The following is a 13,306-nucleotide window of genomic DNA, read 5'->3' on the forward strand; positions in this document are numbered from 1 at the left end:
GAATGGAAAGATGGGGGCGATGCTCGCTGGGCTCGCGCCTGTCGGCAAAGTGATGTTGTTTGGCGGAGCTGGTACACCTAACTGAAGTTAGGTGTTAATGAGATGGGTGACTGAGATGGGAAACTCGAATGAGTAACGACCGTAGGGAATCGGGGATCGCAGGGATGAAAATGAGGCAACTTGTATTCTGTGGAATAAATGGTTGAATGTCGGCGTATGGCTGCTGCGCATAAAGATTTAGAGTTTGCGGATTGGAATTCGATTCTGCTGACGGGTGGTCGGGTGATTGATCCGGCGAATCAGCGGGATGAGGTGGCGGATGTGTTGATTTTGGAGGGGAAGGTGGCGGCGATTGGCGCGGAGGCGAAAACGAAAGCCGGAGAGTTCCAGTCGGTTTTGGGTTCGGTGCCGCATTTTGATGCCACTGGATTGGTGGTGTGCCCGGGCTTGATTGATTTGCACGTGCATTTGCGGGAGCCGGGACAGTCGGCGAAGGAGACGATTGCGACGGGGACGGCGTCGGCGGCGAAGGGAGGGTTTACTTCGATTGTGTGCATGCCGAATACTTCGCCCTCGATTGATAATGCGGGGACGGTGGCGTTGATTCGGGAGAAGGCGGCGCGCGAAGGGGTGGTGAATGTGTTCGTGGCGGGGGCGATCACGAAGGGTATTGCGGGGGAGGAATTGGCGTCGATTGGGTCGTTGAAGGCGGCGGGGGTGGTGGCGATCACGGATGACGGGCATTGCGTGCAGAATAACGACATGATGCGTCGCGCGCTGGAATATGCGGGGATGTTCGATTTGACGGTGATGGATCATTGCCAGGATTACGGGTTGGTGATGGATGGGGTGATGCATGAGGGGTATTGGAGCACGGCGCTGGGTTTGAAGGGGTGGCCAGCATCGGGCGAGGAGATGATTGTGGCGCGGAATATTTTGTTGGCGGAATTGACGGGGACGCGGGTGCATTGCCAGCATTTGAGCAGCGCGGGGAGTGTGCGGTTAATACGCGAGGCGAAGAAGCGCGGGGTGCCGATTTCCGGCGAGGCGTGTCCGCATCATTTTGTGCTGACCGACGCGGCGATTGCGGGAAGCGAGCAATTTTGGAAAGAGGATGGGAAGGGGATTTTTGGGTTTGAGAACGGGGCGGTGAAGCCGACGTGGCCGAATTACGATACGAATTTCAAGATGAACCCGCCGTTGCGGTCGGTGGCGGATCGGGAGGCGATTTTGGAGGGATTGGTGGATGGGACATTGGAGGTTTTGGGGAGCGACCATGCGCCGCATTGTGATTACGAGAAGGAAGTGGAGTTCGATTATGCGCCGTTTGGGATTACGGGATTTGAAACGGAACTGGCGTTGAGTTTGATGCAGCTTTATCACACGAAGCGGTTGGGGTTGAGCCAGATTATTGAGAAGTTCACGGTGGCGCCGGCGCGGTTGTTGAATTTGAAGAAGGGGACACTGAGCCTGGGGGCGGATGGGGATGTGACGGTATTTGATCCGGATGCGGAGTGGGTGTTTGAGAGGGAAGCGACGGCGAGTAAGTCGAAGAACAGCCCGTTTTATGGCTGGAAGTTGAAAGGGAAGCCAATCATGACGATAGTAAATGGAAGGCCGGTATATACCGAGTGAACAAAAGCGGGTTGGAGAATGTCCAACCCTTGAGCGGGGAAAAATCCCTGCCAGGAAGGAAGCTTATGAAGCGGTTTATTTTTGGATTTGTGGCGGTGTTCTGGTTGGCGATGGGATTGGCGGTGCCGGTGCGGGCCGCCGAAGCGGAGTGGTTGACGGACTTCTCCAAGGCTCAAAGCAAGGCGCTGACAGATAAGAAGATGATTCTGATGGATTTTACGGGGTCGGACTGGTGTCCACCTTGTCAGAAGTTGCACGAAAATGTTTTTAGCAAGGATGAGTTTATTAAATTCGCGAATTCGAATCTGGTTTTGGTGGTGGTGGATTTTCCGGAACATAAGGAGCTGACCCAGGAACAAAAAAAGGCGAATCAGGCGCTGTCAGACAAGTTCAAGGCGGACGAGTTTCCAACCGTGATTTTGTTGAACAGTGAAGGGAAGGAGTTGGATCGCAAATTGGGAGAGGAAACGACGCTGAAAGGTTTCATGAAGCAACTGCGGAAATTGCAGGAAAAGGAGAAGAAGAAGGAATAGAACGAGTTGGTAACTGTAAGTCATTGTCACATGAGAAAGCTGGTATTATTTTTTGCAATTTTAACAACGGTGCTGCAAATAAAGGCGGCGGAAGAACTGGTTTGGACCACAGATTTGCCAAAGGCGGAGGCTCAAGCCAAACAGGAGCACAAGCTTGTGTGGCTGGAGTTTTCGGGGTCCGATTGGTGTCCAAGGTGCATTTTGATGGAGAAGGAGGTGTTCGCAAAACCGGAGTTTATCGATTATGCACAGAAAAATCTGGTGATGGTTTTGTTGGATTTTCCGGAAAAGAAGAAGTTGAGTGAAGATCTGGTAAAAAAGAATGAGGCGTTGCAGGAAAAGTATAAGGTAACGGAGTATCCCACGATTTTCATATTTAACAGCATGGGAAAAAAGGTGGGAGAGTTGGGATATGTGGAAGGCGGACCCCAGGCCTACATCGCGAAGCTGGAGAAATTGAGAAGCAAAAACAAATGAATTTATGCAGAGGGAGTCAAAAGCTTTTAAACTTGAGAGGTTAACACTTGACCCCAGCGGTGGCGGACTTAGCATCGCCCGTTAGTTGCAGAGAAGAAAGAAATGAAAGCGATTTTAGCCCTCGAAGACGGTTCAGTGTTTCACGGAGAAGGTTTTGGCGCGCGCGCCACGGCCTGCGGCGAGGTTTGTTTCAACACCTCGATGACAGGGTATCAGGAAATTTTGACCGATCCGTCCTATAAAGGGCAGATTGTGGCCATGACGTATCCGTTGATTGGGAATTACGGGATTAATCTTCAGGACATGGAATCGTGGCGTCCGCACGTGGCGGGATTTGTGATTCGCGAACTGTCGCCGGTGGTGAGCAATTGGCGGGCGGATTTGTCGTTGGCAGAATATTTGGAGAAGAATGGCATTCCGGGGATTCAGGGAATTGATACGCGGGCGTTGACGAAGAAATTGCGTGTGCGCGGGGCATTGAATGGGTTTATTTCCACCGAAGGAATTTCCGAAGAGGAGGCCATTGCCCGGGCCAAGAATTGGCAGGGGTTGGTGGGGGTTGATTATGTGAAGGAAGTCACGCATAAGGAGCCGTTTCTCTGGGATGCAAAGGATGAGCAGAGCGCGAGTTTTAGTTTGACGCGTGGTGCCGGAAAAACTGAGCCGAGAAATGTGCGTGATCCGTTACCGGCCGCGGAGATTCCGATTGTGGCGTACGATTTCGGGATGAAATACAATATTCTGCGCCGGTTGCGCCAGCAGGGTTTCAAGGTGCAGGTGGTTCCGGCGACAACGTCGGCCGAGGAGGCCCTAAAGTATAAGCCAGCAGGAGTTTTTCTTTCGAATGGCCCTGGTGATCCGGCGGCCCTTGGTTATGCAGTCAAGGCAGCCAGTGATTTGGTGAAGAGTGGAGTTCCGATTTTCGGGATTTGTCTTGGGCATCAGATTTTGGGCCAGGCTTTTGGCGGGAAGACTTTCAAGCTGAAATTCGGTCATCGGGGAGCGAATCAGCCGGTGAAGGACATGCAGAGCGGGAAGGTCGAGATCACCTCACAGAACCATGGTTTTGCTGTGGATCCAAAGTCATTGCCATCAGAGGTGAGCGTAGATCGAATTAATTTGAATGACGAAACGGTGGAGGGGATGAGGCATAAGACGAAACCAGTTTTTTGCGTGCAATACCATCCTGAAGCCTCGCCGGGGCCGCATGATTCGACGCCTTTATTTGCCGAGTTTCGTGCGTTGATTGAGAAGAAGTCCAGGTAAATGTTGATACAACCCAGATAAATCCGTTTGACTTCGAACGGTTAGTGAAGATAATCATTTCCACAACCAGCTATGGCCAAACTTGTAGTGCTCAGTGAGGGTCTGACCGGACAATCGTTCGATTTGAAAGTGGATAAGACCACCATCGGACGTGTCGAGGACAACGCCTTCCAAATTGCGCAGCCATCGGTCTCGAGTCACCACTGTGAAATTCTTTTAAAAGGGAATGAAGTGGTGGTCGTGGATCTGAATTCCACCAATGGGACTTTCATCAATGGCAAGCAGATCGCGGGTGAAGCGGTTCTAAAGCCCGGCCAAACCTTGCGGTTGGGGCAGGTTGACTTGCGTTTGGATGATGGCACTGGAGTGGTCACTCCAGCTGCAGCCCCAGCGGCGGCGGCCAAGAAGAAGGTTGACTCCACCATGGTTGTTCCCAAAGGGGTCAGCATGGAGCAACTGGAGCAGGGTGGTCAGACTGGTTTTGACTCTGGCAAAACCGGGTTTTCCAAGAAGGACAACAAGACCAATAAATATTTCGTTATTGGTGGCGTAGTCTTTGGCGTCATCATCGTTGGCATCCTGCTGGTAGTGCTGCTCTCCATTGGCAAAAAGTAGCAGCAGCACACTGCCCTTATTTTTCCCTTAGCCAACGGGCTGCGTCAGTTGCCGAGTAGGTAATAATGATATCGGCACCGGCGCGCCGCATCGCGAGCAAACTTTCGAGAGTCACTGCTTTTTCATCCACCCAGCCATTGGCGGCGGCGGCTTTTATCATGGAATATTCCCCGCTGACAGCGTAAGCGGCGGTTGGATATCCAAATTCGGTTTTCACCCGGTGTAGAATATCGAGGTAGGCCAAGGCAGGTTTCACCATCACCATGTCGGCGCCTTCCTGGATGTCCAGGGCGACTTCGCGGAGGGCTTCGTTGGTGTTGCCCGCGTCCATTTGATAACTGCGGCGGTCTCCGAATTGGGGGGCGGACTCGGCTGCTTCGCGGAAGGGGCCGTAGAAGGCGGAGGCAAATTTGGCGGCGTAGGACATGATCGGAGTCTCATCAAAGCCGAGTCTGTCGAGTTCCGTGCGAATGGCTTGAATGCGTCCGTCCATCATATCGCTGGGGGCGATGATGTCGGCCCCTGCTTCGGCGTGGCTGGCAGCCGAGCGGGCCAGCAGTTTCAAGGTTGGATCATTTAGGATGCGCGTGCGGTTTTTCGAGTGATGCACAATTCCACAGTGACCGTGCGCCATATATTCACAAAGGCAAACGTCGGTAATGATTAGTAACTCGGGAAGTTCCTTTTTCAGGAGGCGAACTGCTTGTTGAACGATGCCATTCGAGGCGTACGCGCCGGAGGCTTTGGCATCCTTTTTTTCAGGAATGCCGAAGAGCAAGACTGCGGGAACTCCAGCTTCGAAAGCCTGCGTGGCTTCACGCAGGAGCTCATCGAGTGAAAGCTGAAACACGCCTGGCATGGCATTGATCGGCTTGCGCAGTTTCCTGCCAGCGCGGGCGAACAAAGGGAGCACCAACTGATCCGCACTCAGGCGAGTTTCGCTGATCATGCGGCGCAAAGCCGGAAACTGACGCAGGCGGCGGGGACGATATTCGGGGAATTGTCCCATGCAATTCAAATTCATACACCTATTCTAAATTCAAACCTTGAACTGCAAAGACCAAAGTTACTGTTTTCAGTGGCGCAGAACTGATGGAGTCGTCCACCATAATGAGGTTGAAGTCTCGATAAGGCAGGTGAAGGCTGTGCCCCATTATAAGCCAGCAGTGCCTCGTTTAAGGTTGGTAATCGGAAGGGAGAGGCATCTGAAAGAGAGTTCTACAATTTCGTGACCTTTCCTGTCCTGGCTTTACTCGCCAAGCCCTCTTTCAATTCGATTGAAATCAGCTTTCTACCCTTGGAGGATTGAGCTTTAGCCACGTGAGATCGTAATTCCAGCAGGTAGAGTCCCGCTGGTTTGGAAGCCTGCCGTCGAACGGGAGCCTTCTCCGGAACGCGGACTTCCTTTACGAATCTTGTAATTTTAGCTTTGCGGGCCATGACCTGTCAGGATCTATTGCAATTCACGTGCCAAGGCGGGATGGACTTGCTTTTCGAGCCCCAGTAGGCTGGGCCTAAACGTTCACCGGCGGATGATCTGACATGTGCGTGTGTGGAATAATCCAGCTTGGCACGGCGGGGGCGATTTGATTAGCTTTCGGCGCTTAATGACAAAACTGCGCACACCTTTTTTATTTTTCCTGCTATGGGTGGCATTTTTATGTGGCGCGCAGGCAGCGGAAGAGCCAGTTCCAATTGAGATTCATCCCCTCGGTTCCGAGACCAACAACCTGGTGGAATTTGATTTTTCGTCTAACATCGCCACGATCACCAATGCTTTCATCGTAACCTACGGTCAAACTGTCATGACCGCCCAAAGAGCAACGATAAATCAGGTGACCGGGGATGTCTTTGCGGAGGGATCGGTGCGAGTGCAAAAGGATGACCAAACCTGGACCGGTGAGCATGTGCATTACAATTTTTTAACCGGCGAAATGGATTCCAATCGGTTTCGCACAGGGAGATATCCATTCTTTGCCGAAGGTCAAGGTTTGCATCGTGACCCGACCAATCAGGCATACATCGCGACCAACACCGTGATAACGGCAGATGATTATGAGCATCCACGCGAAAAAATTCGTGCGAAGACGTTGAAGATTGTTCCCGGAAAGTATTTTGAAGCGCGCCAGGCGACGCTCTACGTGGGGAATGTGCCAGTATTTTTCTTTCCTTACTACAAGCGAGGGTTAGGTGAGCATCAAAACAATTTCTCTTATGTGCCCGGGTATCGCAGCACCTTCGGACCTTACTTGCTTAGCAGTTACAACTGGTTTTACGACGATAAACTGAGCGGTTCCATCCATGCGGACTGGCGCGAGAAGCGCGGGTTTGGTGCCGGCCCCGATTTCAATCTTCATTTGGGCGAATATGGTGATGGGATGATGAGGTACTATTATACGCATGATGACAATCCGGGAGTTAACCAGAACAACCAGCCAATCCCCAACGACCGTCAACGTTTCTATTTTTCATACACCGGCAGTCTGCGCACGAATCTGGAAGTCAACTCGCAGGTAGCCTACCAGAGCGACCAATATGTTATCCGCGACTTCTTCGAAAGTGAATATTTAAGAAACGTTGAACCGAACACGTTCGTTGAGGTGAACCAGCTTTGGCAGAACTGGAGTTTGGATGGGTTAGTCCAGCCTCGGGTGAATGGTTTTTTTGAGACGGTGGAACGATTGCCGGATGTCCGCCTTACCGGATTTCGACAACAAATTCTTGATACTCCTCTCTATTACGAGAGCGAGAGTTCGGCGGGATATTTCCAGAGATTATTTTCAGACACAAATACCTTCAGCACGAACTACGCAGCTGCGCGCGCGGATACATATCATCAGATCACGATGCCGGAAAATTTCTTTGGCTGGCTTAACCTCACGCCGCGGGTAGGCGGGCGCTTCACTTATTACAGCGAAGCCAGCGGGCCGGGTGCAACCACCGACGAACAATATCGCACTGTTTTCAACACAGGCGCCGAGCTTTCGACAAAAGCATCGCAAGTCTGGCCCGGTGTTCGTAACCACTTCCTGGACATGGATGGGTTGCGACATATCGTGGAGCCATCCATGAACTATGTTTACGTGCCGTCGCCCAGCGTCGCCCCGTCCCAGTTGCCGCAGTTTGATTACGTGCTGACAAACAGCCTGCGGCTATTGCCAATTGAATTTCCTGAATTCAACGCGATCGATTCGATTGACAGTGAGAATGTCATCCGCTGGGGATTGCGGAACCGGTTGCAAACAAAACGTGATGGCAAGATCGATGATCTGCTCAATTGGGCCATCTACACGGACTGGCGGTTGAAGCCGAGCAGCGGGCAGACGACTTTTTCCGATATCTTCTCTGATCTTTCACTAAAACCACGCAGCTGGCTAACCTTGTCCTCATTCACAAGGTTCGACCCGCAAGGTGCCAATTTCCAGGTAGCCCAGCAAAGTATTGTCATCCAACCCAATGACAGGTGGAGTTGGGCAGGTGGATATTTTTACCTGCGTCAGGGTCCGCTCTTTGGCGAGGGTCACAATTTGTTTACGAGCGCCTTTTTCTATCGGTTCAACGAGAATTGGGGCGCGCGGGTATCGCATCATTTTGAGGCTCAAACCGGGACGATGCAGGAGCAATATTATACCCTTTACCGTGATTTGCGAAGCTGGACGGCAGCTCTTACCCTCCGTGTTCGTGACAACAATCCTGGAGCCACTGATTACACGATTGCTGTAAGTTTTTCAATCAAAGCGATGCCGCGATTCAGGCTGGGTCAGGATACGGCCAATGCTTCCACGCTCGTGGGTTATTAATTGAGTGGTTTAGGCGGCCGGCTTTCGAACAAGCCAGTTACCTTGGCAGGCGGTGGAAGGTAAAGCGCGCAGGCTCGCGGGCTTCTGAATCCAGATCAACCGTGTAGTAGCCACCGTCCTTAAGCAATTCGATCCCTGACAATGAAGGGCAAAGAATTATTTTGAATGGCTTCCAGTAACGGCCCTGGCTCACGGCGGTGCTCAATCGTTTGGCGGTATGGCCGAGGAAGCGAATGGGTGGCATGCCGGAGAGCAGCTGGCTTTTCCATAGCACAAGGGGGGAATGAAGATGGCCAATGATGGTGTGCTCAATCTGAGGAATTTTGCCACGCACTGTTTCATCGCGGTATAGGAATGGTAGTGCGGTGGGATCATGGCAGAAAAAAAGAATTTTCTGTTCAGGCTTTACGCTGCCGAAGGCCTGGGTGATCTCGCGCAAGTGTTGCTCACGCAGCCGGTGCCATTCGGGTCTTTCCGCCGGCAATGTATCGGCTTCAAATACGGGCAGTCCCACCAGCGAGGAGACAACGCCGAGGAGGACATAATTACCCAGTTCAATCCGCCACAAAGGCTGCAATCCCAGTTCCTTTTGAGCCCGGTTGAAACTTGCCAGGCGCATTCCCCCACGCATTCCGAAAAAGCTCATTTTACCAAGTTCATGATCTCCGAAGGTGGCTTGGAAGTTTGGTGAGAATTTCTGACGCAACTTCTCCAGGCACTCACTGGCGCTCTGACAGGCAGCATCGTCGCTGACGCCTACAAAGGCGGAGTTACAGGAGAAATCGCCATTGGCAATTACGTAGTCAGGACTGCCGACACCGCTTAAGAATTCGTCCAAAAGATGATTCTGCCTGAGTGGATATCGCAGCCAGATGAAATATCGGTAGAACCTCACGAACCAGCGGACAAAAGGATTTTTCAAATCGCGAAATTCGTAATCATCACCCCGTGCCTGTTCGGCAGCACTGGCGTAATGAATATCGCTTACGATGGCGATTCGATATTTGCGAGCCATGCCGCATCATCCGCGAAATCACCGGTCAATCAACCGAAATGTTATCGAAATGACGAAGCGGAACCTTCGGCCGGCGCACATGCTCCCGGACATACCGGCTGAGTTCGACGGTAAGGTCATAGCGCATGAGCGGCGTGATCAGATAGATGCCGTTGAAGCAATCAAGCACGGCATCACATAGTTCCCGGGAAATGGCCAATCCCTCTGCGTTTGCCTGAGCCCCCTCCTTGCCTCGCAGCCGGTCCCGGGTCATTTCCGGAATGATAATCCCCGGCACTTCGTTGTGCAAAAATTCAGCGTTGCGAGAATTCAACAAAGGCATGACGCCGACCAGCACAGGCACTCCCAAACCTTTGGTTTTCTCATGGGTCACCTTGGCGAGCACCGGATCAAAGATCGGTTGAGTCATGACGAACTGGGCACCGGCTTCAAGTTTGTCCTCCAGCTTACGAACCTGTGAATCGAGGTTTCGTGCGTTAGGATTGAACGCGCAACCGATGACAAATTGGGTTTTGGTTTTCAAGTCACGCCCATTGGCCGCAAACCCCTCGTTCAAGCGCTTGATCATACGGATAAGGCCGACCGAATTCACATCGTAGACGCTGGTGGCTTCCTGATGATCGCCGACCTTGGCTGGATCGCCTGTAAGAGCGAGCACGTGATCGATGCCCAGGGCGTGCAACCCCATTAATTCGGATTGCAAACCGATCAGGTTTTTATCACGACAAGCGAGATGGATGAGCGGCTCGGCGCCTGTTTTCTCCTTCACCAGAAAACCAGCGGCCATGTTCGAGACGCGCAGGATGGCGAGGGAATTATCGGCCAGCGTGACAAAATCAGTTCCCGCTTGCTTCAACGCTTGAGCGCCTTCAAGCAGCTTATCCAGGCTAAGGCTTTTGGGCGGATCCAGTTCGGTGACGATGATCGGCTTCTCGCGACTGAGTTCCAAGAGGCTTTTGGTGCGTGGTGCAGCTGGTTTTAAAGACGGGCTGATCCGCGAAGGGGGAACAATCAGTCCCTGTTTGCTTTCCACCGGCTTCAAACCCGGCAAAACCCTGGCCATTGCGGCAATGGTTTCCGGAGTCGTGCCGCAGCATCCCCCAATGAGTCGTGCTCCCTGGGCAATCAATTTGGGGGCAAAGTCCGCGAAGTAAGAAGGAGTGGAATGGTAGATGTATCGTCCTTCGTAAAAATAGGGACGCCCTGCATTTGGATAGATACTGATCAAATCGCCGGGACGGACGATGAGTTCCTCCAGAAGTTTCTCGGCGATGGTCGGTCCGAAATGACAGTTCAGCCCCACCACATCAGCTCCTGCTTCTTTCAAGCGTGAGAATGCTTCGTTGATCCGCAGTCCATCGGCAGTATGGCCATCATCTCCGAAACTTAAGGAGGCAATGATCGGAGTATTTCCGAGAGACCTGGCAATGCGCAAGACGAAGGCCAATTCATCCAGGCGATTAAACGTTTCCAAGAACAGGGCATCCACGCCCTCTGAAACCAGAGCTTCCAACTGTTCCCGATAGGCACTGTCCTTCGTCTGAGTCGATAGGCTGGAGGGATCCGCCGACAGAGGACCTACCGATCCGGCCACGAAGGCTCCGCGCCCGCAAGCGACTTCGAGCGCCAACTGCGCACCGTGCTTATTTATATCCACCGTTTTTTGAGCCAGTCCGAATTTTTCCAGCTTAATTCGATTGGCTCCGAACGTATTGGTTTCGATCAAGTGCGCGCCGGCGTCCAGGTAATCGCGATGAAGTTGGCTGACAATCTCCGGATGCTGCAGGTTGAGGGCATCATAGGAAGCGTTTAGCGGCTGGCCGCGCTGATAGAGAAGCGTGCCGATCGCCCCGTCTCCCAAGAGAACACCTTGGTTCAGTCGGTTTAGAAAGTTAGACATATAATCATATCCTGATTCGTTGATATGTACTAAAACTTAAGTGAAAGCGTTTTGCAAGAGTGAAAATGGATTAAAAATTGCTTATCGCAGGGAAGAAAAACATTTAGAAAGCATTAGCAGAACGAGACTTACGGTTGTTTCCAGCCACAAGCGATTGTGACGCTGGCTTCTTGTTGTCTGGAATATAGAGATTGCGGCTGAAATAATGAATATCCTATGATGCGATGACGGTTTGGATTATGAAACCTGAGATTTTTATACCCATAGCCTCTGTTTTCCTCATCTACACGGCACGAATCATCGAATTACGAACCAAACGTGATACGATTCGTGGGCCGGTTAAGGAAAATTTGACATTCAGACTTTTTGTGCTTGCCGGAACGGTGATGGTGGCAGGCGGTTTGGTGGAATTTTTGATACGGCACTCGCAATTGTTCTGGCCAACCTTTGTTGCGGGTTGGCTTTGTGCATTTTTCTCATTTGCCTTGCGGCGAAGAGCGATTGCGGCTTTGGGTAAGTTCTGGAGCCTGCATGTGGAAATTCGGGACAATCATCAGTTTGTGCGATCCGGGCCGTTCCGCTTTGTCCGTCATCCGACTTATTTTTCGATGATTTTGGAACTCTTATCCGGCGGATTTATTTTTAATGCCTACTGGACCATGATGGCGGTGACTCTGCTCTTTATTCCGGCATTATTGATGCGGCTGAAATTGGAAGAATCCGCACTTATCGAAAAGTTTGGTCCGACCTATAAGGACTATCAGCAGGAAACGCCGGCAATCTTTCCTTATAAATGGCCCAGCACCAAATGAGCTACGACATTCCTCCTCGCCGCGTTGTCATTACCGGAATGGGTTTCATGACCCCGAGTGGTCATAGTGTCGAGACTTTTTGGAATAACATCCGTCGCGGCATCAGCGCTGCCGGGTTTGTTTCACGCTTCGATACCAACAAAATGCCGAACAAATTGGCGGCTGAGGTCAAGGATTTTGATCCCACACTTTACATGGATTCCAAGACGGCCCGTCGTTGTGACGTGGTGACGCAGTATTCCATTGCGGCAGCCTATATGGCAGTTCAGGATTCAGGAGTTGACTTCACCAGCATCGACCCGGACCGGACCGGGGTGGTGGAAGGCACGACGGTTAGCGGCATGGAGAGCATGTTCGAGGGGCAGCAGACTTATCTGAAAAAGGGGTATCGTGGACTGAGCCCCTTCACGGTGATTAATGCGTATTGCGGCGAAGGAAGCAGTCGAATCGCCCTGGAATTGGGGATCAAAGGGCATGCGATTACCTACTGCTCAGGTTGTGCCTCGGGCAATGACGCGGTGGGTTACGGCCTGAAAATGATTCAGGATGATGAAGTTGATGTGATGGTGGCCGGGGCAACTGATGATACCATGGCAGAACCAATGTATGGCGGGTTCTGTCTGCTCGACGTGATGACACGCCACAGTGACAATCCGCAGAGGGCCATGCGTTCTTTTGATCGTTCGCGAGACGGTTTTGTACTGGGTGAAGGCGCGGTCTTTCTGGTGTTGGAGGAATTGTCCCACGCACTGGTGCGAGGCGCGAAAATTTATGCAGAAGTGATCGGTCATGGCCGCAGTTGCGAGGCTTATCACTCCACCAACACTCATCCCGAGGGAATTGGGTTTCGCCGTGCAATGGAGAAAGCTTTGCGCAAGGCGCGCATTCATCCTTCCGAAGTGAGTTACATCAATGCGCACGGTACCGCGACGCAGTCGAACGATCCCATTGAGACGAAAGCGATCAAGCACGTTTTCCATGAGCATTCCCGTCGGCTCGCCATCAGTTCCACAAAGGCAATCACAGGACACTTGATGGGCGCCGCTGGAGCCATTGAGACAGCGGTCTGCGCGCTGGCTTTGAAGCATCAAGAGTTGCCGCCAACCATTAATCTGAACGACCCGGCTGATGGGTGCGATCTGGATTATGTGGCCAACCATTCGCGCCCATATCCAGTGAAGGTGGCCGTTAATTTGAATGCCGGATTTGGCGGTAAAAACGCTTGTCTGGTTTTGAAGGCCTATTCACCGTAA

Annotated in this window: 11 protein-coding genes; 8 read left to right on the forward strand and 3 right to left on the reverse strand. The window is 52.1% G+C overall.

Annotation, left to right across the window (positions count from 1 at the left end; genetic code table 11):
• Positions 1 to 216 precede the first annotated feature (216 nt).
• The 5 genes from CFLAV_RS19135 to CFLAV_RS32705 all read left to right on the forward strand — a co-directional run bounded on the left by CFLAV_RS19135 (position 217) and on the right by CFLAV_RS32705 (position 4,526).
• Complete coding sequence (locus CFLAV_RS19135) at positions 217 to 1,635, forward strand: dihydroorotase (RefSeq protein ID WP_007416452.1); 1,419 nt, start codon at positions 217 to 219, stop codon at positions 1,633 to 1,635.
• 65 nt (positions 1,636 to 1,700) lie between these two features.
• A complete protein-coding gene (locus CFLAV_RS19140) occupies positions 1,701 to 2,168 on the forward strand; it encodes a thioredoxin family protein (RefSeq protein ID WP_007416453.1) in 468 nt (155 codons plus the stop codon).
• A 30-nt stretch (positions 2,169 to 2,198) separates the two neighbouring features.
• Entirely contained in the window at positions 2,199 to 2,645 is a 447-nt protein-coding gene (locus tag CFLAV_RS19145; protein ID WP_007416454.1) for a thioredoxin family protein, read from the forward strand.
• Positions 2,646 to 2,747: 102 nt separating this feature from the next.
• Positions 2,748 to 3,911: a glutamine-hydrolyzing carbamoyl-phosphate synthase small subunit gene (carA, locus tag CFLAV_RS19150; protein ID WP_007416455.1), complete on the forward strand. Its 1,164-nt coding sequence runs from the start codon at positions 2,748 to 2,750 to the stop codon at positions 3,909 to 3,911.
• Positions 3,912 to 3,983: 72 nt separating this feature from the next.
• On the forward strand, positions 3,984 to 4,526 hold the full coding sequence (locus CFLAV_RS32705) for an FHA domain-containing protein (protein ID WP_007416456.1): 543 nt from the start codon (positions 3,984 to 3,986) through the stop codon (positions 4,524 to 4,526).
• Between the two features lie 16 nt (positions 4,527 to 4,542).
• Here the strand turns inward: CFLAV_RS32705 and hemB are convergent, their stop codons facing one another.
• Positions 4,543 to 5,550 (reverse strand): porphobilinogen synthase, encoded by a 1,008-nt coding sequence (gene hemB / locus CFLAV_RS19160; RefSeq protein WP_007416457.1) that lies wholly within the window; start codon positions 5,548 to 5,550, stop codon positions 4,543 to 4,545.
• Between the two features lie 583 nt (positions 5,551 to 6,133).
• Here hemB and CFLAV_RS19170 point away from each other — a divergent pair.
• Positions 6,134 to 8,326, forward strand: a complete 2,193-nt coding sequence (locus CFLAV_RS19170) for an LPS-assembly protein LptD (protein WP_007416459.1) — start codon at positions 6,134 to 6,136, stop codon at positions 8,324 to 8,326.
• Positions 8,327 to 8,363: 37 nt separating this feature from the next.
• Here CFLAV_RS19170 and CFLAV_RS19175 read toward each other — a convergent pair whose 3' ends face one another.
• Both CFLAV_RS19175 and CFLAV_RS19180 read right to left on the reverse strand, forming a co-directional pair.
• Complete coding sequence (locus CFLAV_RS19175; protein ID WP_007416460.1) at positions 8,364 to 9,341, reverse strand: metallophosphoesterase; 978 nt, start codon at positions 9,339 to 9,341, stop codon at positions 8,364 to 8,366.
• Positions 9,342 to 9,366: 25 nt separating this feature from the next.
• Positions 9,367 to 11,241 (reverse strand): bifunctional homocysteine S-methyltransferase/methylenetetrahydrofolate reductase, encoded by a 1,875-nt coding sequence (locus CFLAV_RS19180; protein ID WP_007416461.1) that lies wholly within the window; start codon positions 11,239 to 11,241, stop codon positions 9,367 to 9,369.
• 239 nt (positions 11,242 to 11,480) lie between these two features.
• On the opposite strand from CFLAV_RS19180, the gene CFLAV_RS19185 reads away from it, so the two are divergent.
• On the forward strand, positions 11,481 to 12,053 hold the full coding sequence (locus CFLAV_RS19185; protein ID WP_150107500.1) for a methyltransferase family protein: 573 nt from the start codon (positions 11,481 to 11,483) through the stop codon (positions 12,051 to 12,053).
• A complete protein-coding gene (locus CFLAV_RS19190; RefSeq protein WP_237712420.1) occupies positions 12,035 to 13,306 on the forward strand; it encodes a beta-ketoacyl-[acyl-carrier-protein] synthase family protein in 1,272 nt (423 codons plus the stop codon). Before CFLAV_RS19185 ends, CFLAV_RS19190 begins: the two co-directional genes overlap by 19 nt.

Source organism: Pedosphaera parvula Ellin514, assembly GCF_000172555.1.
In the GTDB taxonomy this organism is placed as follows: Bacteria; Verrucomicrobiota; Verrucomicrobiia; order Limisphaerales; family Pedosphaeraceae; genus Pedosphaera.

Bases quoted from the DNA above. Each gene is read 5' to 3' on its own strand.
- CFLAV_RS19135 (WP_007416452.1), top strand. From the start codon at position 217: ATGGCTGCTGCGCATAAAGATTTAGAGTTTGCGGATTGGAATTCGATT.
- CFLAV_RS19140 (WP_007416453.1), top strand. From the start codon at position 1,701: ATGAAGCGGTTTATTTTTGGATTTGTGGCGGTGTTCTGGTTGGCGATG.
- CFLAV_RS19145 (WP_007416454.1), top strand. From the start codon at position 2,199: ATGAGAAAGCTGGTATTATTTTTTGCAATTTTAACAACGGTGCTGCAA.
- carA (WP_007416455.1), top strand. From the start codon at position 2,748: ATGAAAGCGATTTTAGCCCTCGAAGACGGTTCAGTGTTTCACGGAGAA.
- CFLAV_RS32705 (WP_007416456.1), top strand. From the start codon at position 3,984: ATGGCCAAACTTGTAGTGCTCAGTGAGGGTCTGACCGGACAATCGTTC.
- hemB (WP_007416457.1), bottom strand. From the start codon at position 5,550: ATGAATTTGAATTGCATGGGACAATTCCCCGAATATCGTCCCCGCCGC.
- CFLAV_RS19170 (WP_007416459.1), top strand. From the start codon at position 6,134: ATGACAAAACTGCGCACACCTTTTTTATTTTTCCTGCTATGGGTGGCA.
- CFLAV_RS19175 (WP_007416460.1), bottom strand. From the start codon at position 9,341: ATGGCTCGCAAATATCGAATCGCCATCGTAAGCGATATTCATTACGCC.
- CFLAV_RS19180 (WP_007416461.1), bottom strand. From the start codon at position 11,241: ATGTCTAACTTTCTAAACCGACTGAACCAAGGTGTTCTCTTGGGAGAC.
- CFLAV_RS19185 (WP_150107500.1), top strand. From the start codon at position 11,481: ATGAAACCTGAGATTTTTATACCCATAGCCTCTGTTTTCCTCATCTAC.
- CFLAV_RS19190 (WP_237712420.1), top strand. From the start codon at position 12,035: ATGGCCCAGCACCAAATGAGCTACGACATTCCTCCTCGCCGCGTTGTC.